Here is a 23,469-nt window from a genome sequence, read left to right on the forward strand (position 1 = left end):
GAAGAGGACGGACCCTCGTGGACCTGTTCGAACATCAGGCGAAGGAGCTCTTCGCCGACTACGGCATCCCGGTGCCACGCGGCATCGTCGCACACAACGTGGAGGAGGTGCGGTCGGCCGCCGAGGAGCTGACCGGCCGCGTTGTCGTCAAGGCCCAGGTCAAGACCGGTGGCCGAGGCAAAGCCGGAGGCGTCAAGGTGGCCGACGACGCGGCCGACGCCGTGACCAAGGCCGAAGCCATCCTCGGCATGGACATCAAGGGCCACACGGTCCACAAGGTCCTCGTCGAGGAGGCCAGTGCGATCGCGGAGGAGTATTACTTCTCCTTCCTGCTCGACCGCGCCAACCGTACCTTCCTCGCCATCTGCTCCGCCGCGGGCGGCATGGACATCGAAGAGGTCGCCCACACCGCGCCCGAGAAGGTCGCCAAGGTGCCGGTCTCGGCGCTGACCGGCATCGACCGCGCGAAGGCCCGCGAGATCGCGGTGGCCGGTGGCCTGCCGGAGAAGGCGCTCGACGGCGCCGCCGACCTCATCGAGAAGCTCTGGTGCTGCTTCGTCGACGAGGACGCCACGCTCGTCGAGGTCAACCCGATGATCCTGTCGGCCGACGGCCAGGTCAAGGCCCTCGACGGCAAGGTCACGCTCGACGACAACGCCGGCTTCCGCCAGGCCGACCACGAGGCGCTCGCCGACAAGGCGGCCGAGGACCCCCTCGAGGCCAAGGCCAAGGAGAAGGACCTCAACTACGTCAAGCTCGACGGCGACGTCGGCATCATCGGCAACGGCGCGGGCCTGGTCATGTCCACGCTCGACGTGGTGGCCTACGCGGGCGAGCAGTTCCCCGGCAAGCCGTCCCCCGCGAACTTCCTCGACATCGGCGGCGGCGCCTCGGCCGAGGTCATGGCCGCGGGCCTGGAGATCATCCTCTCCGACCCGAGCGTCAAGTCCATCTTCGTGAACGTCTTCGGCGGCATCACCGCCTGCGACGCCGTCGCCAACGGCATCGTCTCGGCGTTCAAGCTGCTGGAGAGCCGCGGCGAGACCGTGACCCACCCGCTCGTGGTCCGCCTCGACGGCAACAACGCCCAGCTCGGGCGGCAGATCCTGGCCGACGCCGCGCTCCCGCGGGTCGAGCTGGTAGACACGATGGACGACGCGGCCAAGCGTGCCGCCGAGCTCGCTGCGGTAGGTGCGTGACCCATGGCCATCTGGTTGACTGAGAACAGCAAGATCATCGTTCAGGGCATGACCGGTGGCGAGGGCACCAAGCACACTCGCCGCATGCTCGCCTCCGGCGCCCGCGTCGTCGGCGGCGTGAACGCCCGCAAGGCCGGCATCACGCACGAGGGCCTGCCGGTGTTCGGGACGGTCAAGGACGCCATGGAGAAGACCGGCGCCGACGTGTCGGTCGTGTTCGTGCCGCCGGCGTTCACCAAGGACGCGGTCATCGAGGCCATCGACGCCGAGATCCCGCTGTGCGTGGTGATCACCGAGGGCGTCCCGGTCCACGACAGCACCGCCTTCTGGGCGTACGCCGTCTCCAAGGGCAACAAGACCCGCATCATCGGCCCCAACTGCCCCGGCATCGCCTCTCCCGGTGCCTCCAACGCGGGCATCATCCCGGCCGACATCACCACCGCGGGCCGCATCGGCCTGGTCTCGAAGTCGGGCACGCTGACGTACCAGCTGATGTACGAGCTGCGTGACTTCGGCTTCTCGACCGCTGTGGGCATCGGTGGCGACCCTGTCATCGGCACGACCCACATCGACGCGCTCCAGGCGTTCCAGGACGACCCGGGCACCGACGCGATCGTCATGATCGGCGAGATCGGCGGCGACGCCGAGGAGCGGGCCGCCGCCTACATCGAGCAGCACGTCACCAAGCCGGTCGTGGCCTACGTCGCGGGCTTCACCGCGCCCGAGGGCAAGACCATGGGCCACGCCGGCGCCATCGTGTCGGGCTCCGCGGGCACCGCCCAGGCCAAGAAGGAGGCCCTGGAGAAGGTCGGCGTCCGCGTCGGCAAGACCCCCTCCGAGACCGCCCGCCTCATGCGCGAGATCATGCAGGCGCGCTGACCAGCGGGTTTCCGTTTTCCGAAAGCCCCGTGCGGTTCTCCCCGCACGGGGCTTTCCCTTCCCCACCCTTTACGCTTACGGCGGGCGACCCACCCGCCGCACGTGGCCGGCCCCCGTCCAGGGAGACGGTCACGAGGTGCGCGGGGCCGGCCGCCGTTACGCCGCCCCGTGGGCCGTCTCCGTGGCCGACCCGGGGCCAGGAGGACAAATCAGGTGTAATTCGACGTCACAAAGTGGATGGGCGGCGGCGCGTCAACCAAGCGCCGGTCGGGAAACCTTGAGAAAATCGCCTACTGTGACGGCGATTCTCGACCAGTTGCGTGCTGCCCCCCGGTCGATGCTGGGCAAGCTCCCCGGGAGCTCAGGCGACGACGACGAGACGAGGCGGCCGCTCCCCGTGTCCGGGATGCTGGCCGCCGCCGCCACGCTGGGCGTCGGCCTGGCCGCGCTCACCACCCTCACCCTCGTCGGCTGGATCGCCGCGCCGCGCGGCACGCTGGGCACGGGGCTGCCGGGCGTGTTCCGCACGGCGGCGCAGCTCTGGCTGGCCGCGCACCACGCCGGGTTCGCGATCCAGGGCGGGCGGGTCGGGCTGCTGCCGCTGGGGCTGATCGTGCTGCCCGCCGTGCTCCTCTACCGCGCCGGGCGGTGGATGGCCCGCGACGCCGACCTGCGGCTGCGGCTGCCCGCCCGGCTGCCGAAGAACAGCCCCAAGGAGCAGGCCGGGGCCCGTCGCCGCGCCCAGCTCGCCGTGGTCGTCCAGGCCGGGGTGTCGCTGGCGGCGCCGTACGCGCTGCTCGCGGGGTTGATCGCGCTCGCGGCGAGCAACGAGATCACGCAGCCGTTCATCGGCGAGGCGCTGCTCAGCCACTTCGTGCTGGCGTTCCTGGCGGGGTCGCTGGCCACGGCGCGGATGATCGGGCCCTGGCGGGTGATGCTGCGGCTGCTGCCCGAGCGGGTGCGCGCGCTCACCGTCGCCACGGCGGTCGCCACGGCGGTGCTGCTCGTGGCCGGGCTCGCGCTGGTGCTGGTCGCCGTCGTGGTGAACTTCGGGCAGGTCAAGGAGCTGTCCGACGTGCTCTCGCCGGGGCTCGTCGGCGGCGTGCTGCTGTTGCTGCTGCAGCTCCTCTACCTGCTCAACGCCGTCGTCTGGGCCTCCTCCTACATCGCCGGGCCCGGGTTCGCGATCGGCGCCGACACCCTGGTCGCGCCCACGGGGGTGCAGCTCGGCACGGTGCCGAGCCTGCCGCTGCTGGGGGCGTTGCCGGAGAGCGGGCCCGTGCCGGGGTGGATGATGGCGGTGGTCGCGGTGCCGTTCGCGGCGGGGGCCGTCGCGGGGGTCATGGTGGCCCGGATCTCGCCGTCGCCCTCCTATGAGGCGGCGCCGCTGTGGGGGTTCCTCAGCGGGGTCGTCACCGGGCTCGTGGCGGGGCTGCTGGCGGCGCTGTCCGGCGGGCCCATCGGCGGCGGGCGGCTGGCCACGATCGGGCCCTCGCCCTGGGAGGTGGCGCTCTCCGTCGCGGTGGAGGTCGGCGTGGCCGCGGGCATCTCCGCCGGCGTGGCCAACCTGCTGCTGCTCAACAAGCGCGCCCGTACGCCGCTCGACAAGGCGGCCGCCCCCGTACGCAAGGCGGGGGCCGCCATCGCCAAGGCGGCGAGCAAGGTCGGGCTGGCCGAGTCGGACCCGCGCCCGCTGCCCGGCCACTGGATGGACGCCACCGAGGCCGACACCCAGGAGATCCCGGTCATCAGGGACGACTGGCAGGACGAGCACGCCTCAGCCGAGGCCGAGACGCTGGCCCAGGCCCGCCCGCGCCTGCCGGAGCCGGACCGCCCGCCCCGCAAGGACATCGTGGACGAGTCGGACGACCGCGGCGGCCACGTCATCTACCTCGACCCGTACGCCTGGGACCGCGACTGATCCGCGTCCGGCGTCGGCTCAGGGCTGCACGGTGCCGAGCAACTGCAGCACGTCGGCGGGCAGCTTGCGCTGGGCCGCGTCCCTGAACTGCGTGAAGCACTCGCCCTGCGCCGAAACGGTGCCCGCGCCCTTCATGCACTCCTGGTAGGCCGAGTATTCGTCCATCAGGTACAGCTGCATTCCCGTGGCCATGGCCGACAGCGCCAGCGCGATCGAGGAGATCGTGATGCCGCCGACGGCGATGCCTGTGGACCGGCCCGCGGCCTTCAGCTGCGGCAGCGCCCGGATCCCCGCCACGAGCGCGAACAGCGCCATGACCAGGCCCGCGAGCGGCAACATGAACGTCATGGCCAGCGCTGCGATGGACAACCAGATCGCTCGGCGACCCGCCGAATCGGCGGGCTGCTGGCCTGCCGGTGCCTGCACCGGTGTCGACACCTGACCTCCTCTGCGTCGCCGGGCGAGGAACAGATACTCTGGCACCCCCACCCTGTTTCCTCATTGGAGTGTGCGTGTCTAAGGCTGGGCGGCTCGTCGTCCTCGTCTCCGGCTCTGGAACCAACCTACAGGCCCTGCTGGACGCTTCTGCCGACCCGTCGTACGGGGCCCGGGTGGTCGCGGTCGGTGCGGACAGGGATGGGATCGAAGGGCTGGCCAGGGCGACGAGGGCACAAGTCCCAACTTTTGTTGAAAAATTGGGCGATTATGCGACGCGGGCGGAATGGGATGCCGCCATCGCGGCCAGAATCGCAGCGTACGAGCCTGACCTGGTGGTGTCGGCGGGTTTCATGAAAATTCTGGGTCCGCCGACCCTCGACGCCTTTCCCGTGCTGAACACGCACCCGGCGCTGCTGCCGTCGTTCCCCGGCGCGCACGGCGTGCGGGACGCGCTCGCCCACGGGGTCAAGGTGAGCGGCTGCACGGTGATGCTGGCCGACTCCGGCGTCGACACCGGGCCGATCGTCGCCCAGGAGGCGGTGCCCGTACTCCCGGATGACGACGAGGCGGTCCTGCACGAGCGCATCAAGACCGTGGAGCGGCGCCTGCTCGTCGAGATCGTCGGCCGGATGGCTCGCGAGGGCTGGACGGTCAGCGGACGTCAGGTCCGCATCGGCAACCTAACAGGAGGGGAATCCACGTGACACGCATCGCCATCCGGCGCGCGCTGATCGCTGTTTACGACAAGTCCGGGCTCGAGGAGCTGGCCAGAGCCCTCGACGGCGCCGGGGTGGAGATCGTCTCGACCGGTGGCACGGCCGCCGCGATCTCGTCGTTCGGGATCCCGGTGACCAAGGTCGAGCAGCTCACCGGGTTCCCGGAGTGCCTGGACGGGCGGGTCAAGACCCTGCACCCGCGCGTGCACGCCGGCCTGCTGGCCGACGTCACCAAGCCGCACCACGTGGCCCAGCTGGAGGAGCTGGAGATCGACCCGTTCCAGCTCGTCGTGGTCAACCTCTACCCGTTCCAGGAGACGGTGGCCTCCGGCGCGTCCGACGAGGAGTGCGTCGAGCAGATCGACATCGGCGGGCCCGCCATGATCCGCGGCGCCGCCAAGAACCACAACACCTGCGCCGTCGTGGTCGACCCGGGTTTCTACGGCGACGTGCTCAACGCGCTGGCCGAGGGCGGCTTCACGCTGGAGGAGCGCAGGCGGCTGGCGGGCATCGCGTACGCGCACACGGCCTCGTACGACGTGGCGGTGGCCAACTGGTTCGCGGGGACGTACGGGGAGGACCGGTTCCCGGCGTTCACGGGGGCGACGTACGAGCGCAAGGCCACGCTCCGCTACGGCGAGAACCCGCACCAGAGCGCCGCCCTCTACACGGCCGGCACGAGCGGGCTGGCCAACGCCGAGCAGCTGCACGGCAAGGAGATGTCGTACAACAACTACCTCGACTCCGACGCCGCCTGGCGGGCCGCCTGGGACTTCAGCGAGCCGTGCGTGGCCATCATCAAGCACCAGAACCCGTGCGGCATCGCCATCGGCGCCGACGTGGCCGAGGCCCACCGCAAGGCGCACGCGTGCGACCCCGTCTCGGCGTACGGCGGCGTGATCGCCGTCAACCGCGAGGTCACGGCCGAGCTGGCCCGGCAGATCGCCGACATCTTCACCGAGGTCGTCATCGCGCCGTCCTACGCGGCGGAGGCGCTGGAGGTCCTGCGGGCCAAGAAGAGCCTGCGCCTGCTGCAGTGCCCGGAGGGGCCGTCGCGGCAGGTGGAGCTGCGCGAGATCGACGGCGGCGTCCTGGCGCAGTCCGTGGACAAGGTGGACGCGTCCGGCGACTCGGCCGCGCAGTGGGAGCTCAAGACCGGCACCCCGGCCTCGCCCGAGCAACTGGCGGACCTGGAGTTCGCCTGGCGCGCCTGCCGCTCGGTCAAGTCCAACGCCATCCTGCTGGCCAGCGACGGGGCGACGGTGGGCGTGGGCATGGGCCAGGTCAACCGGGTCGACTCGTGCCGCCTGGCGGTCTCCAGGGCGGGCGAGCGCGCGAAGGGGGCGGTCGCGGCCTCGGACGCGTACTTCCCGTTCCCGGACGGGGCGCAGGTGCTGATCGACGCGGGCGTCCGGTTCATCGTGGAGCCCGGCGGCTCGATCCGGGACGAACTCGTCATCGAGGCCGCCGAAAAGGCCGGCATCACGCTCTACTTCACCGGCACCCGCCACTTCTTCCACTAACCACCCTCGGCGACCCGCCCCTTCACCCACCTCAGGGCCAGAACCCCCTCTGGCCCTCCTCCAACCCTGCCCCCACCGCCCGGGGCCGCACACGAACACCGCGCCTCCTGCGCTCGGGCGCCGCGCTTCCTGTGCCTGGCCAACACGCACGCCGCCTTCGGCAACGCGCACACCGCCTTCGGCAACGCGGACCGCTACGCCCCCAAGGTGCCTTGCCCCGCACGGCGGGCCGTTGCACCACTCAGGCCCCGAACACCTCATCCGGCGCAGGCCGTCGCAATCGTCCGCTAAAGAGCGGCATAGACGATCATGTTGCCGTTTGGCCGTTTCAGGGGCGAGCACACGCCGGCTCCGGTTACCCTGAGTGCCACTCCTACCTCACCCATTCCCCCGGAGCCCCTCTTGCTCGAGTTGATCCTGCAGGTCTTCGTCACCATGAACGGCGTTGCCGCCAGCCCCTTCGTCCTCCTGGTGCTCGCCGTGATCGGGGCTTACCTCGGCAGCCGCGTGGTGGAGATCATCCCGATCACCCGCCGGATCATCGAACGCCGCGAAGCCCAGGCCGCCGAACGCGAGTAACCCACCGTTCCACCCCCAGGGTTGAGGGCGGTCGGCGCTTCCCTTCGGTGCACGTTTCTCGCCCGAGCGCCCAGTGACGGCGCCGCCCCCCGCCGTTCAGAACTGAGCACCCCATCCCTGACTGCGGCAGCACAGGATCCAGCCGCGAAGGGCCACGGACGCTTCAGCCGACAGGGGCCGGAGCCCAGCCCGATGCCGCATCCAGCGCGGTCGACGCCATCGCCAGGATCGCCCCCAGCATGGTCGCCGCCGCCTCCAGCAGCCTTGCCGGGACGGTTCCCGGCCGGCTCGCGACCGCCGACGGGCCCGCCTTCGCCTTCTCCGGTGCTCCCGGCACCGGGGTGACGCCGCCCACGCTCGCCGAAGCGCTCGGCGGGAAATCGGATTCCAAGTCGCCAACACACCTTGACCGCTCTCCTGGGGTGGTCCCGTCCTACCGCCCGGCTCAGCTCTTGGTGAAGGTCCACCGTCCGTCCGCGTGCACCGTCACCAGGACCGTTCCATCCGGTAGCAGCACTTCGCCGCGGTATGAGCCGATCTCGTTCACCAGATTCTCCCGTGACTGCTCCGCGTAGGAGGTCACGATGAAGTTGCTGCTCCCGGAGTGGTCGGCCTTCACGGTGGTCAGGCCGGAGGCGGCCGGAGACAGCAGGAGCACTTCATCGCCGCGCCCGGAGATGCGGTCACCGCCCCACTCCCGGGCCATCGTCAGCGGCTTCAACGTGAGCGTCCAGGCCCCGTCCGCCTTGATCTTGAAGCCGCGCAGCACCTTGCCGTGGTCTTCGTTGACGATGACCGTGCCGTTGTAGGCGCCGATCTCGTTCACGATCGACGCCTGCTCGGCGCCGCCCGGGTCGATCGGGTTGACGATGAAGTTCGCCCCTCCCTGGTGTGTGAGCGTCGCCAGCAGGATGTTCTCGGTCTCTTCGACCTTGAGCACCTTGTCCCCGGCACCCCGATAGGTGCGCGGCTTCGCCACGGTCGGCGACGGGGTCGGCGTCGGCGCGGGCTCCTCCTGGGCGGCCGGTGCCGACGTCTCCTCCTGGCCGGTGGAACTGGTCGGCGTCTGCTCAGCGACCACGAGCCGGTCGCGCCCGTTCGCGGATCGCCCGCCCGGCCCGATGAGCATTCCGACCACGGCGAACACCAGGAAGAGCACGAAGACACCGCCGACGATGCCGCCGACCACCTTCAGCCCCGTGTGCGTCTTCCGCGGCCGGGGAGGTGGGTGCGGATACCCGTAGCCATGCCCGGGTGGTGGACCCTGTGGCGGGTAGCCGCCGTAGGGCGGTCCTTGCGGGGGGCCGTACTGGTGAGACATGGCAACTCCAACGAGGGTGGCCCGACGTAAACGCACATCGCTGCCCGCTGCGACCTGCGTTACAAGATTCCAACCGTGCGCATGCGGATCGCCCTCTTTGCGGAGTTGTTCGAAATGCGGATCGGTCCGCCGTAATCACGGCGGACCGGACCCTTTTCTGCTTTTTTGGCGCTTACTCGATGTGCAGCACCGTCCAGCGGGGTGGGGTTCCTTGGTACAGCACGTCAGCGCAGTCGCAGTTCCCGCAACCGGGAGTCATGTCTATGCACCCTCCTCGCGTAGAGCCTTGGGCCTTGTACCCACAGTGACATGCTCATACGCTGCCGTACATGGTGGAGTTCCGTATCCCCGCGGCAGACTTGCGTCTCGGCGATGAAGTCGAAATGTAGGAAAAGTACCCGATAAATCCGCACTTCCGAAATCCTGGCAGCCCGGGAATTGCTGTCAGGTAGCGGAGCTGCTCGACAAGGGCCTGCGGGAATATCTGGATGAGAAAGACCAGTCGATCCAGCCCGAGACGATCGGCGCTGCCCTCGTGCGGAAACCCATCCAGGAGGGCCTAGGGACTGCATGACACCGCCATGGGGCTCTCCCTCGACGCCAAGCACATCACGATGACAATACGGGCGAGCTTCGTCACGCACGACGTTGTCACGGTCCCACGCGCGGACTCGACTCCTGAGGCCAGGGCGCTCCGCCTGCAGTCGGCCGACCGGCCAGCCGGCGATGACGCCGTGACGCCTGTGCGCGTACACGTGTGGCACCTGCGCAGGCCGCGGATCGGGCGCACGATTCCATGCGCGGCTCCGACCACCATCAACACAGGTCGTACGGCTCGGCTGACACCTCGCGGAGGTGTCCCGACAGGGGAGAGGGTGCCACGCGCGGGCTCCTACGGTCGGCACGCTGCGCCAGGTATTGCGACACCCCCGCGACACTTCGTCCGACGCCGCTCCTTCCCTGCGCCGTGGACTTTTCTCCGGATGACCCAGCCCGGGGAGCGAGCTTCGCTGGAGCCGAAGTCGATGTCCCCAGGACATCCTTCGTCCAGCGCCTCCTACCGGTACGCCATCGATAGATGGATCGCGTACCGGTAGGAGACGCTCAAGGGCCGCCTAACGGGCCATGGACGCCAAACGGGCTGCTCCCGCCAGGGCCGCATCCACGCCAAGCGTGCTCTGCTGGACCTGCACCGCCCGGACGAACGCCAGCCCGGCCACGTCATCGAGGATGCGCTCCAACGGATCGAACAGCACCTTCCCGGCCGCCGACACGCCACCCCCGATGACCACGGTGGTGATCTCGACCGCGGCCGCCGTGGAGGCGATCATTCCGGCCAGCGCCCGCGCACCGCGTTCGAACGCCGCCACCGCGGCCGGATCACCCGCCGCCGCGTCCCTGGCGAGCGCTCGGGCGTCCGCCTTCTCCTCCGATCCATTGAGCGCGGGGGACCACCCGTTGTCCAAGGCCCAGCGGGCGAGGTTGGGTCCGCTGGCGTAGCGCTCGACACAGCCCCGGCCGCCGCACTCGCACCGCTCGCCGTTGGGGTCGATGGACATGTGACCGACATGTCCGGCATTCCCGGTCGGTCCCAGGAGCGGCATGCCGTCGATCACCAATCCACCGCCGATCCCGGTGGACACGACGATTCCGAGCAGGGACGTACTGTCGCGTCCTGCTCCCAACCAGTGCTCGCCGAGCGCGAAGCACTGTGCGTCGCCGGCGAGCACGGTGGGCAGCCCTGTCAGCTTCCGCACCTCCTCGCGCAAGGGGAATCCGCGCCAGCTGGGCATGTTCACCGGGCTCACCGTTCCGGCGGCCAGGTCCAGCGGTCCGGCGCATCCGATCCCGACGGCTTCCGGCGGTGGGCCGCCTTCGGTCACTTCCGTGATGAGGGCCGTCAGGGCGGACATGACGTCCGTGCGCGGCGTAGGCCGGGTGCCGGAACGCAACACGGAACCTTCCTCGTCCACCAGTGCGGCGGCGAGCTTGGTTCCTCCGATGTCGATGGCAAGTACGTAGTTCATCAATGTTTGTGGTGTTTGTCGGGCTGGCGGGGATCGCCAGGGTGTTCCAGTCCGGGCACGAGTTCTACCTTCTTGGCGCGCATGTCATCCAGCCACCGCGCGAAGGCTCTCCGGCGCGCGGCATCCAGCAGCGTCACTCCACCTCGGCTCAGTGGAGGGGCATGGGGGTGATTCGAGGTGCTGTGGTGAGTAGGCGGTCGGGGGCTTCTTGGTTCTGATGGGACTGCGGGAGGTTGGCTTGGGTCAGGGAGTGCAGGGGGAGGTGGGGGGAGCTGAGGCCGGTGGATTTCATCAGGCGGAACGGCAAGGGGACCTCCGACCTCCGTGAGCATGTTGCTGGCGCCCGCAACACTAAGCCCTTCCAAGATCAATGACAACGATGTCAACGATTGCCTGTGGATAACTGGGGCCGACTGCCTGGTGTCTGTGGATAACTTGTGGGTGTTCGTGCCTCGGACGCAGAGAGCGGTCTGCCGGCAGGGGGCGGCCGGGGACGAGCTCTCCAAAGCATCGGTAAAGGGCGGGTGACTGCTGTCGGGAGTGGCGTGTCGAGGGGCCGGAGGGACATGGAAGGATTGCCGCATGAGCGCAGTGAAACTCGACGGCAAGGCGACCGCCGCCAAGATAAAGGCAGACCTCACGACCCGAGTGGCCGCGCTCAAGGAACGCGGCATCACGCCCGGCCTGGGCACCGTCCTCGTGGGTGACGACCCCGGCAGCCAGATCTACGTCGCGGGCAAGCACCGTGACTGCGCGGAGGTGGGCATCGCCTCCATCCGCGTCGACCTCCCGGCCAGCGCCACCCAGGCCGAGGTCGAGGCGGCCATCGACGAGCTCAACGCCTCACCCGAGTGCACCGGCTACATCGTCCAGCTCCCCCTCCCCAGGCACCTCGACGCGATGGCCCTGCTCGAGCGCATGGACCCGGCCAAGGACGCCGACGGCCTCCACCCGATCAACCTGGGCCGCCTCGTCCACATGGTCGACGCCCCGCTCCCGTGCACCCCGCACGGCATCGTGCTGCTCCTGCAGGAGTACGGCGTGCCGATCAAGGGCGCCGAGGTGGCCGTGGTCGGGCGCGGCATCACGGTGGGCCGTTCGCTGGGCCTCCTGCTCACCCGCCGCAGCGAGAACGCGACCGTGACCCTCTGCCACACCGGCACCCAGGACCTGGCCGGGCACGTTCGCCGGGCGGACATCGTGGTGGCGGCGGCGGGCGTACCCGACCTGATCACCCGTGACATGGTCAAGCCCGGCGCGGCCGTCCTCGACGTGGGGGTCTCCCGGGTCAACGGCAAGATCGCCGGTGACGTGGCGCTGGACGTGGCGGAGGTAGCGGGGTTCCTGACGCCCAACCCGGGTGGCGTCGGGCCCATGACCCGCGCCCTGCTGCTGTCCAACGTGGTCGAGGCGGCCGAACGCGCCCAATGAGCCGCTGAGCCCAATGAGGCGCGGAGCCAATGAGCCGCTGAGCCCAATGAGGCGCGGAGCCAATGAGCCGCTGAGCCCAATGAGCTGCTGAGCTCAATGAGGCGCGGAGCCCAATGAGTCGCTGACTGAGCGCGCCGCGCCTGAAGGGCCGTCTCAAGCGCAGGCCGTGTCTCAAGCGCAGGCCGCCGGAAGCGCGGAGCGCCGCTCGCCCGCGGCGCCCCGTGCGGGCCGTCCCCTAGAACGGGTACGTGGCGATGTCCCCCTGCATGGTGACCCACTGCGTCTCGGTGAAGGCGTCGACGTTCGCCCCGGTGCCGCCGAAGCGCGCCCCCGTCCCCGAGGCCCCCACCCCGCCGAACGGCGCCACGGCCTCGTCGTCCACGGTCTGGTCGTTGATGTGCACGATCCCCGTCGGCACCAGGTCGGCCAGCGCCATCCCCTTCATCACGTCCCGCGTGAGAACGCCCAGCGACAGGCCGTACTCCGAGTCCGCGGCCAGCGCCGCCGCCTCCTCCAGCGTGGCGAACGTCGTCACCGGCGCCACCGGCCCGAACACCTCCTCCGCGTACGCCGGCGCGCTCACCGGCACCTCGGCCAGTACGGTCGGCCGGTAGAACAGCCCCTCGTACGTCCCCCCGGCGGCGAGCCGGGCCCCGGCGGAGACGCTCGCGGTGACCAGCTGGTGTACCCGGTCGCGCTGCCCGGCGTCGATCAGGGGCCCGAGCGCGACCTGGCCGGTGGCGGGGTCGCCCACCGGTAGGCCTGTGGCCTTGGCGGCCAGGCGCTCGACGTACTCCTCGGCCACGGCCTCGTGCACGAGGTGCCGCCCCGAGGTCATGCAGATCTGCCCCTGGTGGAAGAAGGACGCCCACGCGCCCGCCGACGCGGCGGCCCCGAGGTCGGCGTCGTCGAAGACGACCAGCGCCGAGTTCCCGCCCAGCTCCAGGTGGACTCGCTTGAGCAGGCGGGCCGCCGCCTCGCCCACCTTGCGCCCGGTGGCGGTGGAGCCGGTGAAGGAGATCACGGGGATGTTCGGGTCGGCGACCAGCGCCTGACCGGCCTCGGGGCCGCCGGGCAGCACGTGCAGGAGCCCGCTCGGCAGCCCGGCCTCCTCGAAGACGCGCGCGATCGAGAAGCCGCCGCACACGGCCGTACGCTGGTCCGGCTTGAACACCACCGCGTTCCCCAGCGCCAGGGCCGGGGCGACCGACCGGATGCCCAGGATCAGCGGGAAGTTGAACGGCGCGATCACCCCCACCACCCCGACCGGCACCCGGCGGGCGAAGCTGAGCCGCCTGCGGGCCGTCGGCAGCACCTCTCCCAGGGGTTGCGAGGCCAGCGCCGCCGCCTCGTAGCACTCCTGCGCCGCCACGTGCGTCTCGAACCCCGCCTTGCCCGGCACGCCGCCGGACTCCCTGACGATCCAGTCCTGGATCTCCTGCGCGTGCTCCTCGAACAGCCGTCCGGCCCGCCGCAGCAGCGCCGCCCGCTCCTCGTACGGGGTGGCGGCCCACGCCCGCTGCTCCGACCGGGCCCGTACGGCGGCGGCCGCCACGTCGTCGGCGCCGGCGGTGCCCGCGCGGCCGAGTTCGTCGCCGGTGGCGGGCTCGATGACGGGCACGTCACCGGCGCGCGAGGCCGTCCATCCGCCGTCGAAGATCGAGCCCGTCCAGATCTTGGGGTCGAGGAACGTCATGGTGAGCCTCCTAAGGCTGGAAGTCCGGATCCACGGTCACGGTCACGCCGAGCAGCAGGGGCTCCTCACGGGCCGCGAGCGACGGCAGCACCTCGTCGAGGGCCGCCCTCAGCTCGTCGTACGAGTCCACCCGCCTGGCGGGGCAGCCCAGGGACCTGGCCAGGCCGCCCATGTCCACCTCGGTGAACGGCGGCCACGGCGCCTTGCCGCCCTGCTTGTCGGCCAGCCGGTCCATGATCGCGTACCGGCCGTTGGTGAGCACGACGAACAGCGCGCCCACCCGGTAGTGCGTGGCGCTCCAGAGGGCGTGCACGCCGTACAGGGCGGACCCGTCGCCCACGACGGCGACCACGGGCCGGTCGGGGAGCGCCATCCGCAGGCCCACCGCGGCGGGCACGGCGAACCCGAGCCCGCCCATGGCGGCCGACAGGAAGCCGAGCGGGGTCCTGGCGGGCACGAGCCGGTGCAGGTCGGGGCGGGAGGAGGGGGTCTCCTCGACGAGCACGGTGTCGGCGGGCAGGCGCCGCGCCAGCTCGCGCAGCACGTGCGCCGCCCGCAACGGCCGTCCAGTGGGCGGTAGTTCGGGAATGTCCGGCGTGGGAGCCCGTTCCGCGGCCGGTGGTTCGGGGATGTCCGAGGCGGGAGCCTGTCCTGCGGCCGGTAGTTCGGCGGGAGCCCGTTCCGCGGCCGGTGACGATGGGGGCAGCAGAGCGGTCAGCCGGGCGCAGACGGCCGGGGGCGAGGCGAGGTAGGCCAGGTCGGCCGGGCTGCGATGCGCCTCGGCCGGGTCGTCCGTGATCACCGCGACCGACGTCCCCGCCGCCACCAGGGGACCGGGCGCGTACGGGTACTGCCGGAAGACCGGAGCCCCCACCGCCAGCACCACGTCGTGCCCCGCCAGCGCCTCCCGCAGCCGTACCCGGTCGGCGGGCAGCACCCCCGCGTACTGCGGATGGTCCTGCGGGAACCCGGCCCGCCCCCCGAACGACTCCTGGAACACGGGACACCCGAGCCGCTCGGCCAGCGCGACCAGCGCGTCCCACCCAGCCCCCGCGCCCGCGCCGGCCCCCGCGCCCGTGCCGGCCCCCGCGCCGGCGCCTGCGACGATCGCCGGCGAGCGGGCCGCCGACAGCAGCTGCACCAGCGGCGCGAGGTCGTCGTCCGAGACGCCGGCGGGCCGCACCATCCGTACGGGCGCCGCCACCGTCTCCCCCGAGAAGGGCGCCTCCCAGTCGTCCATCGGCACCACGACCAGCGCGGGCCCGCGGAAGGTCGTCGCCTCGTGAAAGGCCCGGGCCACCGCCCCGGGCACGTCCTGCGCCCGTACCGGCTGGTCCACCCGCACCGGGTAGTCCCCGGCCAGCCCGCTCAGGTGCCCGGTCAGGAACGGCTCCAGCGCCAGATGCCGCCGGTCCTGCTGCCCGACCAGGATCACCAGCGGCACCCGGTTCACCCGGGCGGTGGCGATGGCGCCCACCGCGTTCCCCAGCCCGGCCGTGGTGTGCAGCACGGCCAGCGCGGGCGCCTCGTGCCCGATCGCCCACCCCGTGGCCATCCCCACCACGGACCCCTCGTGGAGCGCGAGCACGAACCGCAGGTCGTCCGGGAGCCCGGTCAGCAGGGTCACCTCGGTGGAGCCGGGGTTGCCGAAGACCGTGGTCAGCCCGTACCGCCTGAGCACGTCGAACGTGGCGTCCCTGACAGTGGTCATCGCCGCTCCCTTGCCCGCTGGATCTGCCGGTAGACGTGCCCGCGCAGCTTGTCGAAGCGGGGCAGCGAACGGGTCGTCAGCTGGTCGCGTTCGGACGGCAGGTCCACCTTCAGGTCCTCCAGGATCACGGTCGGCGACGAGCACAGCACGATCACGCGCTGCCCCAGGTAAACGGCCTCGTCGATGTCGTGGGTGACGAACAGCGTGGTCACCTCCAGGTCCCGCCACAGCCGCAGGATCAGGTCCTCCAGGTCCGCCCGGGTCTGGGCGTCCACGGCGGCGAACGGCTCGTCCATCAGCAACACCTGCGGCTGGTACGCCACCGCCCTGCGCGTACTCCTGGAACACCACGGCCATCCGCGGCGGCGGCCCGGTCACGGGCACGTCGTCCACCCGCACCTCGCCCCCACTGACCGGCAGCAGCCCCGGCGACGCATCTGAGCGCTCCTATTTGTTCGCGATGCGCACATGTATTCTCTGACCGAACAACCCCGTATCGCGGAAACTACGCTCTTACCGGCCCGTGTCAAGGGGATCACGATGGTTGATCATGTGCAGTCGCTGGCCCGGGGGCTCGCGGTCATCCGGGCGTTCAGCGCCACCGACCCTGAGCTGACGCTCAGCCAGGTGGCCCGCGCGACCGGCCTCAGCAGGGCCGCGGCCAGGCGATTCCTGCTCACGCTCGAAGACCTGGGGTACGTGCGCAGCGACGGGCGGCTGTTCTCGCTCACGCCCCGGGTGCTGGAGCTGGGGTACGCGTACCTGTCGAGCCTGTCGCTGCCCGAGGTCGCCGACCCGCACCTGGAACGCCTGGCGGCCGAGGTGCGCGAATCGGCCTCGGTGGCGGTGCTGGACGGGGAGGACGTCGTCTACGTGGCCCGGGTGGCGACGGCCCGGATCATGCGGGTGACGATCAGCATCGGGACCCGGTTCCCCGCCTACTGCACGTCGATGGGGCGGGTCCTGCTGGCCGGCCTCCCTCCGGCGGAGCTGGAGGCGTACCTGGAGCGGGCCCCGTTGCGCCGCCTCACCTCGCACACGATCGTGCTGCCCGCCGCGTTGCGGGCGGAGCTGGGCAAGGTGCGCGGGCGGGGCTGGGCGATGGTGGACCAGGAGCTGGAGGAGGGGCTGCGCTCGATCGCCGCGCCGATCCGCGACCGTTCGGGACGGACGGTGGCCGCCGTGAACGTCTCGACCCACGCCAGCCGTACGACGCTGCAGGCGGCCCGCCGCGACCTCCTGCCGCCGCTGCTGGCCACGGCCGCCAAGATCGAGGCCGACCTGGCCGCCCTGTCGGTCGCCCGCGCCTGACCACCGCCCCTTTTGACGACGACCGCCGCCCCTCCCGACGGCGACTGCCGCCCCTCCGACGACGGTCGCGCCCCTTTCCTCCAAGGGGCGGCACCCAGCGACGGCCGATGAGGTGCGGGCACAGCCATGGGCCGACCCTCTCTTCCCAAAGGACGGCAACAGACGTCGGTGGTTGCTCCGGGGTCGGCGGGCCGAAGGAGCGGTGCTGGGCCGTGCGCGGTGTTCGAGGTCAGCGGTTGCGGTAGCGGTCCGTGGCGTCCCGGGTGGCGCGGATGGCCGCGTCCGCCGTGTCGTACGTCCGCTGCGCCAGCCCCACGAAGATGCAGTCCACGATCAGCAACTGGCTGATCCGGCTCGCCAGCGCCCCGGGCCGGAACGCCGTCTCCCGCCCGGCCGACACCAGCGTGTGATCGGCCAGCTCCGCCAGCGACGAGCGCGGGTTGTTGGTGATGCCCACGACCAGCGCCCCGGTGTCGGCCGCCGTGCGGGCGGGCACCAGCACGTCGGGCGTCTCGCCGCTGCAGCTGATCGCCACCACCACGTCGCCTTGCCGGAGCAGTGCCGCGCTGGTCAGAGCCAGGTGCGCGTCGCTGAACGGATGGCTGGACAGCCCGATCCGCAGCAGCTTCTGCGACATGTCCGCCGCCACCAGCCCCGAGGCCGCCACTCCGTACACGTCCACCCGCCGCGCCACCGAGATGGCCTTCACCACGTCGCCCAGCTGGTCGGGGTCGAGCTGCGCGGCGGTGTCGGCCAGCGCCTCCGACTCGGCCCTGGCGACCTTGGCGATCACGTCGGTCAGCGGGTCGTCGGGCCCGAGGTCGCCGGGCACCAGCCGCTCCGGCTCCTTGGCCACGGCCGCCGCCAGGGCGAAGCGCATCTGCGAGTATCCCGCGAACCCGAGGGCCCGGGCCGTGCGCACGATGGTGGCCTCGCTCGTCCCGGAGACCGCGCTGAACTCGGTGATCGTGCTGCGCACCACCAGCCCGGGGTCGTCCAGGATGATGCGGGCGATGGCCTGCGCCGCCGGGGTCAGCGAGGGCAGGACGGCGCGTACGGCGGCGACCGGGTTCGCGGGTTCGGCGGTCACTGGGTCAGCCATTCTGCCGCCGCCTGCGCGGACACGCGGGAGATGCCGTGCGTGGCCACGTGGACGGCCTCGCCCGGGGGCGCCGGCACGCCGGTGTCCACCACGATCACGTCGGGCCGCGCCGCCAGCGCCTTGGCCACCGTCGAACGCACCCAGTCGTACCGGGCGGCGTCGTGCACCACCAGCACGACCGGCCGCCCGTCGGAGGCCAGGTCCGGCAGGTCGCCCATGGGTTCGAGCTGCAGCCGGGCCGTGTTCGGCAGCAGGGAGGTGAGCGCCGCCGTGATGCCGGTCGGCGTCGAGGGGTCCACGGCCTTGCTGAAGCGGGTGTTGACCTCGACCACCAGCGGGGCGCGGTCGAGCCTGGCGGTGCCGGAGGTGGTCAGCGCCGCCCTGGCCGCCTCCAGGCCCACGCCCTCGTCCACGTCGCCCCGGGCCTTGTCGCGCAGCGCCGCCTGCGCCGCGTACCACTGGGAGAGCGCGAGCACCCGCGCGGCCGCCTCCGCGAGCCGCTCCTCGGGCAGCTCTCCGGCGCGTACGGCGGCCACGATCGTGTCGCGCATCGCGTGCAGGCTCTGCTCGGTGGCCAGCCCCACGCAGATGGCGTCCACGCCCGCGCCCAGGGCCCGCACCGCGATCTCGCCCGGCGTGAACATGGCGGCCACCGCCTGCATCTCGATCGCGTCGGTGACGAGCATCCCATCGAAGCCGAGCTCGCCCCTCAGGAGCTCGGTCATGGCGGTACGGCTCAGCGTCGCCGGCATCGACGGATCGAGCGCGGGGACGAGCAGGTGGCCCGACATGATCGAACGCACCCCGCCGGCGATCGCGGCCCGGAACGGCGGCAGGTCGCGCGCGAAGAGCACCTCGCGCGAGGCGTGCACGGTGGGCAGCGCCAGGTGGGAGTCGGTGACGGTGTCGCCGTGGCCGGGGAAGTGCTTGGCGCACGCGGCCACGCCCGCGCCCTGGACGCCGTTCACGTACGCGACCGTGTGCCGGGAGACCAGGTCGGGCGTGGGGCCGAAGGAGCGGATGCCGATGACCGGGTTGGCCGGGTTGGAGTTCACGTCGGCGTCGGGCGCGTAGTCGAGCGTGATGTCCAGCTCGCCGAGCATCCGGCCGATCTGGCGGCCCACGCGTTCGGTGAGCGTCACGTCGTCCACCACGCCCAGGGCCCGGTTGCCGGGGAAAGAGCTGCCGGCCGGCACCTCCAGCCGGGTGACCGCGCCGCCCTCCTCGTCGATCGCGACGACGGTGTCCGGGTTTTCGGCGCGCAAATGCCGTACGAGCTGTGCATCTATGACGTTACGGGCGAACAGGACAACCCCGCCCAGACCCTCACCCAGCGCGCGGCGCAGCCAGTCGGGGACCGAGGTCCCCTCGTACCCTGGGTGCAACACTGTCATCGCCAGTCTGGACAGGTCACCACTCATCGGCACTTTCCTTCACGGTTGTTGATCTGAAGGTAATTTTCTGTCATCGTCGCCTTCGATACAACCACTTTCCGAGAGGCCACCCCCCATGCCGAGCAGACGGACTCTCTTGAAGGGCCTCGCCCTCGCCGCCGCCGCTACCGCCGTTCCGATGCCTGCCTTCGCGCAGGACTACGTGCCGCCGTTGCGTCAGATGCGCGGTATGTGGATCGCCTCGGTGGTCAACATCAACTGGCCGTCGAAGCCAGGGCTGACCGCCGACGAGCAGAAGGCCGAGTTCGTCGCCTGGCTGGACGTGGCCGTGCAGCGCAAGCTCAACTCGGTGTTCGTGCAGATCAGGCCGACCGCGGACGCGTTCTGGCCGTCACCGTTCGAGCCCTGGTCACAGTATCTGACCGGAACCCAAGGTCAGGACCCTGGCTACGACCCGCTCGGCTTCGCCGTGGAGGAGACGCACAAGCGCGGCCTGGCCTTCCACGCCTGGTTCAACCCGTACCGCGTCTCGATGCAGGCCGACCCCGCCAAGCTGCACCCCGACCACCCCGGGCGCAAGCACCCCGACTGGATCCTGCCGTTCGGCGGCAAGCTGTACTACAACCCGGGCCTGCCGGAAGTGCGGAAGTTCTGCCAGGACGCGATGATGGACGCGATCACCCGCTACGACATCGACGGCCTGCACTTCGACGACTACTTCTACCCCACCAACACCACGGCTTTCGACGACAGCGCCACCTTCGCCAAGTACGGCGCCGGCTTCCCCGACCTGGCCACCTGGCGGCGCAACAACGTCGACCTGATGGTGCAGGAGATGCAGCAGCGCGTCCTGGCGGCCAAGCCGGAGATCGCGTGGGGGATCAGCCCGTCCGGCATCTGGCGCAACAAGGCCTCCGACCCGCTCGGCTCGGACACCAACGGCGGCCAGTCGTACGACAGCCTGCACGCCGACACCCGCGGCTGGGTCAAGAAGGGCTGGCTCGACTACATCGCGCCCCAGCTCTACTGGTACATGGGGCAGCCGCCGGCCGACTACTCCAAGCTCGTGCCCTGGTGGTCCGACGTGGCGAGCGGCACGAACACGCTGCTGTGGATCGGCCAGGCCGCCTACAAGGCGGGCGACCCGGCCCAGGCGGCCCAGTGGCAGGCCCCCGGCGAGCTGTCCGCCCACCTGACGCTCAACCGGGACCACCCCGAGATCAGCGGCGACATCTGGTACAACGCCAACGACGTCAAGGTCGACCGGATCGGCTCCATCACGACCGCCGTCAACGACCACTACCAGCGGCCCGCGCTGGCGCCCGTGCTCCCGCGGTTGGCCGGCGGCGAGCCGCCGCGCCGGCCGGTCCTGGCGTACGCGCTGCGCAAGCCCGGCGGGGTCGAGGTGCGCGCGGTGGCCACCGGCAGGGACGAGCCGTTCCAGTTCGCGATCTTCCGCTTCGGCGGGCAGGCGTCCTCGCGCGACTTCGCCGACGCCCGCCACCTGGTCGCGGTCGTGCCCGGCGACCGGCAGGTCCGCTGGACGGACCCGGACGGGAAGCGCGGCGATCACTACTACGTGGTCGCGGTGGACCGGGCCAACCGGACCAGCAAGCCGAGCAACGGCTTCAGGGTGATCTGACAGCATGCTTCGCGGATGCGCGTCGCCGGCCGGTTTCCTGGCCGGCGACGTGCCCGTTTCCCGTGGGTCGCGGGCACGCTGACGCTCGGGTTCCGACGCTGCCGGAACCCCTCGCCGAAGCCCCGGTCGCGATCAGGCCCCAAGAACCGTCGTCAGGAAGCCCTTCGCCCAGCCGCCGACGGCTGCTCAGCGGGGGTGCCCGTCGAGCGCTGCGGCGGCACCACGGGGGTCGGCCGGACCAGACCGAGCGCGACGACCTCGTTGGCCAGGCGCGTGCGCCGGTTGGTGCCCTCGGGGATCCTGAACTTCTGGTAGAGCCGCAGCAGATGCTGCTTGACCGCGGCCTCGGTCACGACCAGGTCGTCGGCGATCTCGCGCGCGGTCGCCGGGGCGACGAACGCCTCGTCCGACAGCGCCGGCCTGCAGAGCGAGGTCAGCACGTCGACCTCGCGCCTGGTCAGCTCGGGCGCCGCCGCCCTGCGCAGCTCGACCTCGGGGGTGAAGTCCTCACGGGGGACTCCACCGATGCGACCCCGCGCCGCGCCGAAGGAGACGACGTCGCCGTCGTCAAGGACCCTCCGGGCGATCGGCCTGCCGTTCACCCGCGTGCCGTTCCTGGACAGCCCCAGGTCGACGACGTACAGGTAGGGTCCTCGTCTGACGAACTCGGCATGGAGTCGAGACACGCTGGGATCGGTGAGCCGGATGTCGACTCCCCGGCCCCTCCCGACCGTCGTGATCTCGGGGCGCAACGGGACCACCTCGCCAGTGTCCTCGATGCGTATGAACGGCCCCTCCACTGGCGGTTCCTCCCCTTGTGAGGCAGCGTATGAACGGCACGCCTCCACCTGGAGCACGGCAGTTCCTCCCCAGGTAGCCCGCCGTAACTATTACTACAGCTCCGGCTTACCCAAACGAGGGGATGCGGAATCGCCTTTGCCGAAAGGAGAATCCGGCGTGAAATTGGTCTGGACCTTTGAGGCCGGTTTTGCCTGCTCACGGGTAGACTTCGGACGAAGATAAGCGGAGGAAACACTCATGGCGGACAAGCCCACGAAAGGCCTGGCCGATGTCGTTGCCGCGTCCACAGCGCTGAGCGACATTGACGGAAAGGCCGGCCGGCTCTTCTACCGTGGATACGACATCCACGACCTGGCCGGTCGCGCGACGTTCGAGGAGACCGCACACCTGCTCCAGCGTGGCAAGCTGCCCAACCGGTCCGAGCTCGACGCGTACGTCGACGAGCTGGCGCAGGGCCGTGACCTGGGCGCACTGGCTTCCGCGAACATCGCCGAGATCGCCGAGAAGCAGAAACCGATGGAGGCGCTGCGCAGCCTGGTCTCGCTGTCCGGCGCCGACGACCCGGACAAGGACTCCATCGCCCCCGACGCCAACCTGCGCAAGGCGGCCCGGCTGACCGCGCAGCAGCCGCTGCTGGTCGCCCGCTACCACGCCGCCCGCACCGGCGGGAGCGTTCCCGAGCCCGACCCGTCGCTCAGCATCGCCGCGAACTTCCTGCACGAGGTCACCGGCCGCGTCCCCGATCCCCGCGCGGTCGAGATCTTCGACGAGTGCCTGGTGCTGCACGCCGACCACACCATGAACGCCTCCACGTTCGCCGCCCGCGTCTGCGCCGCGACCCTCTCGGACATGCACTCCGCGATCGTCGCCGCCATCGGCACCCTCAAGGGCCCCCTGCACGGCGGGGCGAACGAGCAGGTCATGAAGCTGCTGGAGTCGATCCCGCCGGGCCAGGTGGCCCAGGTCGTACGCGACAAGCTGGCGGCCCACGAGAAGATCATGGGGTTCGGTCACCGCGTCTACAAGACCGAGGACCCGCGTGCGACCCATCTGCGTAAGATGTCCGCCGAGCTCGCCGAGGCCGGCGGCGACGACACCTACTACCGGATGTCCAAGGAGATGGAGGAGGTCGTCTTCGAGACGAAGGGCCTCTACCCCAATGTCGACTTCTACGCGGCTTCGGTCTACCACTATCTCGGGATCCCGACCGACCTTTTCACGCCGGTCTTCTCGATCAGCCGTATGTCTGGCTGGACTGCCCATGTCATAGAGCAGCACGCAGACAATAGGCTGATCCGGCCCGACAGTGAGTACATCGGTGAGACCGATCAGAAGTGGAAGCCACTAGACGAGCGATGAGCCTGGGCCGGAGAGAGCGAGGCGCGATGCCAACGGAGGCCCGCAGCGAATGCGACTGTGAGCAGGCACGTTGAGCGACGGGACTGAGCGTGAGAGCTGGGGGCCGTACCCGCTGATTCTGGCGGGTGCGGTCATCGGCGTGCTCGTGATCTTTTTCGTGGACCCGCGCTGGGGCGGGTTCACGCTGGGGGCCGCCATCATGATCGCCGCCGCCCTCCGCTTCGCCGGTTACGGTGGGCAACTGTCCATCCGCAGCAAGAAGGTCGACGTCATCACGCTGGTCGGGTTCGGGTTCGTGCTGGTCCTGACCTCGCTCCTGCTCTACAACAACGAGCTCAAAGCGTTGATACTGTCCCTTTTCGCCTGATGACCGGACGGTCCGATAGCCTCAACGCATCAAAACATTGAAGGGGAACCAT

At 70.7% G+C, this 23,469-nt stretch carries 21 protein-coding genes and 1 pseudogene; 11 read left to right on the plus strand and 11 right to left on the minus strand.

From position 1 onward, the window contains the following. Window positions 1-17 precede the first annotated feature (17 nt). The 3 genes from sucC to H4W80_RS41260 all read left to right on the plus strand — a co-directional run bounded on the left by sucC (window position 18) and on the right by H4W80_RS41260 (window position 3,999). On the plus strand, window positions 18-1,199 hold the full coding sequence (gene sucC / locus H4W80_RS41250) for an ADP-forming succinate--CoA ligase subunit beta (protein ID WP_192790009.1): 1,182 nt from the start codon (window positions 18-20) through the stop codon (window positions 1,197-1,199). A gap of 3 nt (window positions 1,200-1,202) precedes the next feature. Continuing rightward, window positions 1,203-2,078 carry a succinate--CoA ligase subunit alpha gene (sucD, locus tag H4W80_RS41255; RefSeq protein ID WP_192790010.1) on the plus strand — a complete coding sequence of 292 codons (876 nt, stop codon included), beginning with the start codon at window positions 1,203-1,205 and terminating at the stop codon, window positions 2,076-2,078. A gap of 295 nt (window positions 2,079-2,373) precedes the next feature. After that, entirely contained in the window at window positions 2,374-3,999 is a 1,626-nt protein-coding gene (locus tag H4W80_RS41260) for a cell division protein PerM (protein ID WP_192790011.1), read from the plus strand. A gap of 18 nt (window positions 4,000-4,017) precedes the next feature. On the opposite strand, the gene H4W80_RS41265 is transcribed toward H4W80_RS41260, so the two are convergent. Next, complete coding sequence (locus tag H4W80_RS41265) at window positions 4,018-4,437, minus strand: hypothetical protein (protein ID WP_318787290.1); 420 nt, start codon at window positions 4,435-4,437, stop codon at window positions 4,018-4,020. A 74-nt stretch (window positions 4,438-4,511) separates the two neighbouring features. On the opposite strand from H4W80_RS41265, the gene purN reads away from it, so the two are divergent. From purN to H4W80_RS41280, 3 genes are all read left to right on the plus strand, one after another. After that, on the plus strand, window positions 4,512-5,141 hold the full coding sequence (gene purN / locus H4W80_RS41270; protein ID WP_318787291.1) for a phosphoribosylglycinamide formyltransferase: 630 nt from the start codon (window positions 4,512-4,514) through the stop codon (window positions 5,139-5,141). After that, window positions 5,138-6,676 carry a bifunctional phosphoribosylaminoimidazolecarboxamide formyltransferase/IMP cyclohydrolase gene (purH, locus tag H4W80_RS41275; protein WP_192790012.1) on the plus strand — a complete coding sequence of 513 codons (1,539 nt, stop codon included), beginning with the start codon at window positions 5,138-5,140 and terminating at the stop codon, window positions 6,674-6,676. Before purN ends, purH begins: the two co-directional genes overlap by 4 nt. A 402-nt stretch (window positions 6,677-7,078) precedes the next feature. Continuing rightward, on the plus strand, window positions 7,079-7,255 hold the full coding sequence (locus H4W80_RS41280) for a hypothetical protein (RefSeq protein WP_192790013.1): 177 nt from the start codon (window positions 7,079-7,081) through the stop codon (window positions 7,253-7,255). 163 nt (window positions 7,256-7,418) lie between these two features. Here the strand turns inward: H4W80_RS41280 and H4W80_RS41285 are convergent, their stop codons facing one another. The 4 genes from H4W80_RS41285 to H4W80_RS41300 form a co-directional block, all read right to left on the minus strand. Continuing rightward, on the minus strand, window positions 7,419-7,646 hold the full coding sequence (locus tag H4W80_RS41285; RefSeq protein ID WP_192790014.1) for a hypothetical protein: 228 nt from the start codon (window positions 7,644-7,646) through the stop codon (window positions 7,419-7,421). A gap of 54 nt (window positions 7,647-7,700) precedes the next feature. Continuing rightward, on the minus strand, window positions 7,701-8,444 hold the full coding sequence (locus H4W80_RS41290) for a hypothetical protein (RefSeq protein WP_192790015.1): 744 nt from the start codon (window positions 8,442-8,444) through the stop codon (window positions 7,701-7,703). Window positions 8,445-9,691: 1,247 nt separating this feature from the next. Next, window positions 9,692-10,603 (minus strand): ROK family protein, encoded by a 912-nt coding sequence (locus tag H4W80_RS41295; RefSeq protein WP_192790016.1) that lies wholly within the window; start codon window positions 10,601-10,603, stop codon window positions 9,692-9,694. Beyond that, window positions 10,603-10,740: a hypothetical protein gene (locus tag H4W80_RS41300; RefSeq protein WP_192794453.1), complete on the minus strand. Its 138-nt coding sequence runs from the start codon at window positions 10,738-10,740 to the stop codon at window positions 10,603-10,605. Before H4W80_RS41300 ends, H4W80_RS41295 begins: the two co-directional genes overlap by 1 nt. Window positions 10,741-11,185: 445 nt before the next feature. On the opposite strand from H4W80_RS41300, the gene H4W80_RS41305 reads away from it, so the two are divergent. Beyond that, window positions 11,186-12,034, plus strand: a complete 849-nt coding sequence (locus tag H4W80_RS41305) for a bifunctional methylenetetrahydrofolate dehydrogenase/methenyltetrahydrofolate cyclohydrolase (protein WP_192790017.1) — start codon at window positions 11,186-11,188, stop codon at window positions 12,032-12,034. Between the two features lie 235 nt (window positions 12,035-12,269). On the opposite strand, the gene H4W80_RS41310 is transcribed toward H4W80_RS41305, so the two are convergent. From H4W80_RS41310 to H4W80_RS41320, 3 genes and pseudogenes are all read right to left on the minus strand, one after another. Beyond that, window positions 12,270-13,730: an aldehyde dehydrogenase family protein gene (locus tag H4W80_RS41310; RefSeq protein ID WP_192790018.1), complete on the minus strand. Its 1,461-nt coding sequence runs from the start codon at window positions 13,728-13,730 to the stop codon at window positions 12,270-12,272. A 10-nt stretch (window positions 13,731-13,740) separates the two neighbouring features. After that, window positions 13,741-15,441, minus strand: coding sequence for a thiamine pyrophosphate-dependent enzyme (locus H4W80_RS41315; protein WP_192790019.1), 1,701 nt, complete (start codon window positions 15,439-15,441; stop codon window positions 13,741-13,743). After that, a pseudogene (locus tag H4W80_RS41320) lies at window positions 15,438-15,867 on the minus strand (hypothetical protein); the annotation flags it as partial. The gene H4W80_RS41315 and the pseudogene H4W80_RS41320, both read right to left, overlap by 4 nt. A 114-nt stretch (window positions 15,868-15,981) precedes the next feature. Between H4W80_RS41320 and H4W80_RS41325 the strand changes: the two are divergent. Beyond that, window positions 15,982-16,752: an IclR family transcriptional regulator gene (locus tag H4W80_RS41325; RefSeq protein WP_192790020.1), complete on the plus strand. Its 771-nt coding sequence runs from the start codon at window positions 15,982-15,984 to the stop codon at window positions 16,750-16,752. Between the two features lie 229 nt (window positions 16,753-16,981). Here the strand turns inward: H4W80_RS41325 and H4W80_RS41330 are convergent, their stop codons facing one another. Together H4W80_RS41330 and H4W80_RS41335 are read right to left on the minus strand one after the other, a co-directional pair. After that, window positions 16,982-17,854, minus strand: a complete 873-nt coding sequence (locus H4W80_RS41330; RefSeq protein WP_192790021.1) for a MurR/RpiR family transcriptional regulator — start codon at window positions 17,852-17,854, stop codon at window positions 16,982-16,984. Further along, window positions 17,839-19,248 (minus strand): glycoside hydrolase family 3 protein, encoded by a 1,410-nt coding sequence (locus tag H4W80_RS41335; RefSeq protein ID WP_225963931.1) that lies wholly within the window; start codon window positions 19,246-19,248, stop codon window positions 17,839-17,841. Before H4W80_RS41335 ends, H4W80_RS41330 begins: the two co-directional genes overlap by 16 nt. A gap of 178 nt (window positions 19,249-19,426) precedes the next feature. Here H4W80_RS41335 and H4W80_RS41340 point away from each other — a divergent pair, with 178 nt between their 5' ends. Then, complete coding sequence (locus H4W80_RS41340) at window positions 19,427-20,890, plus strand: glycoside hydrolase family 10-like protein (RefSeq protein WP_337960009.1); 1,464 nt, start codon at window positions 19,427-19,429, stop codon at window positions 20,888-20,890. Between the two features lie 152 nt (window positions 20,891-21,042). On the opposite strand, the gene H4W80_RS41345 is transcribed toward H4W80_RS41340, so the two are convergent. After that, a complete protein-coding gene (locus H4W80_RS41345; protein ID WP_192790024.1) occupies window positions 21,043-21,690 on the minus strand; it encodes an FHA domain-containing protein in 648 nt (215 codons plus the stop codon). A 238-nt stretch (window positions 21,691-21,928) separates the two neighbouring features. Between H4W80_RS41345 and H4W80_RS41350 the strand changes: the two genes are divergently transcribed. Then, entirely contained in the window at window positions 21,929-23,050 is a 1,122-nt protein-coding gene (locus tag H4W80_RS41350; protein WP_192790025.1) for a citrate/2-methylcitrate synthase, read from the plus strand. A 70-nt stretch (window positions 23,051-23,120) separates the two neighbouring features. Then, the gene (locus H4W80_RS41355) at window positions 23,121-23,417 is read left to right on the plus strand and encodes a DUF3017 domain-containing protein (protein WP_192790026.1); all 297 of its coding nucleotides are present in this window, start codon (window positions 23,121-23,123) and stop codon (window positions 23,415-23,417) included. Window positions 23,418-23,469 lie beyond the last annotated feature (52 nt).

The sequence above is a fragment of the Nonomuraea angiospora genome, assembly GCF_014873145.1.
Taxonomy (GTDB): domain Bacteria; phylum Actinomycetota; class Actinomycetes; order Streptosporangiales; family Streptosporangiaceae; genus Nonomuraea; species Nonomuraea angiospora.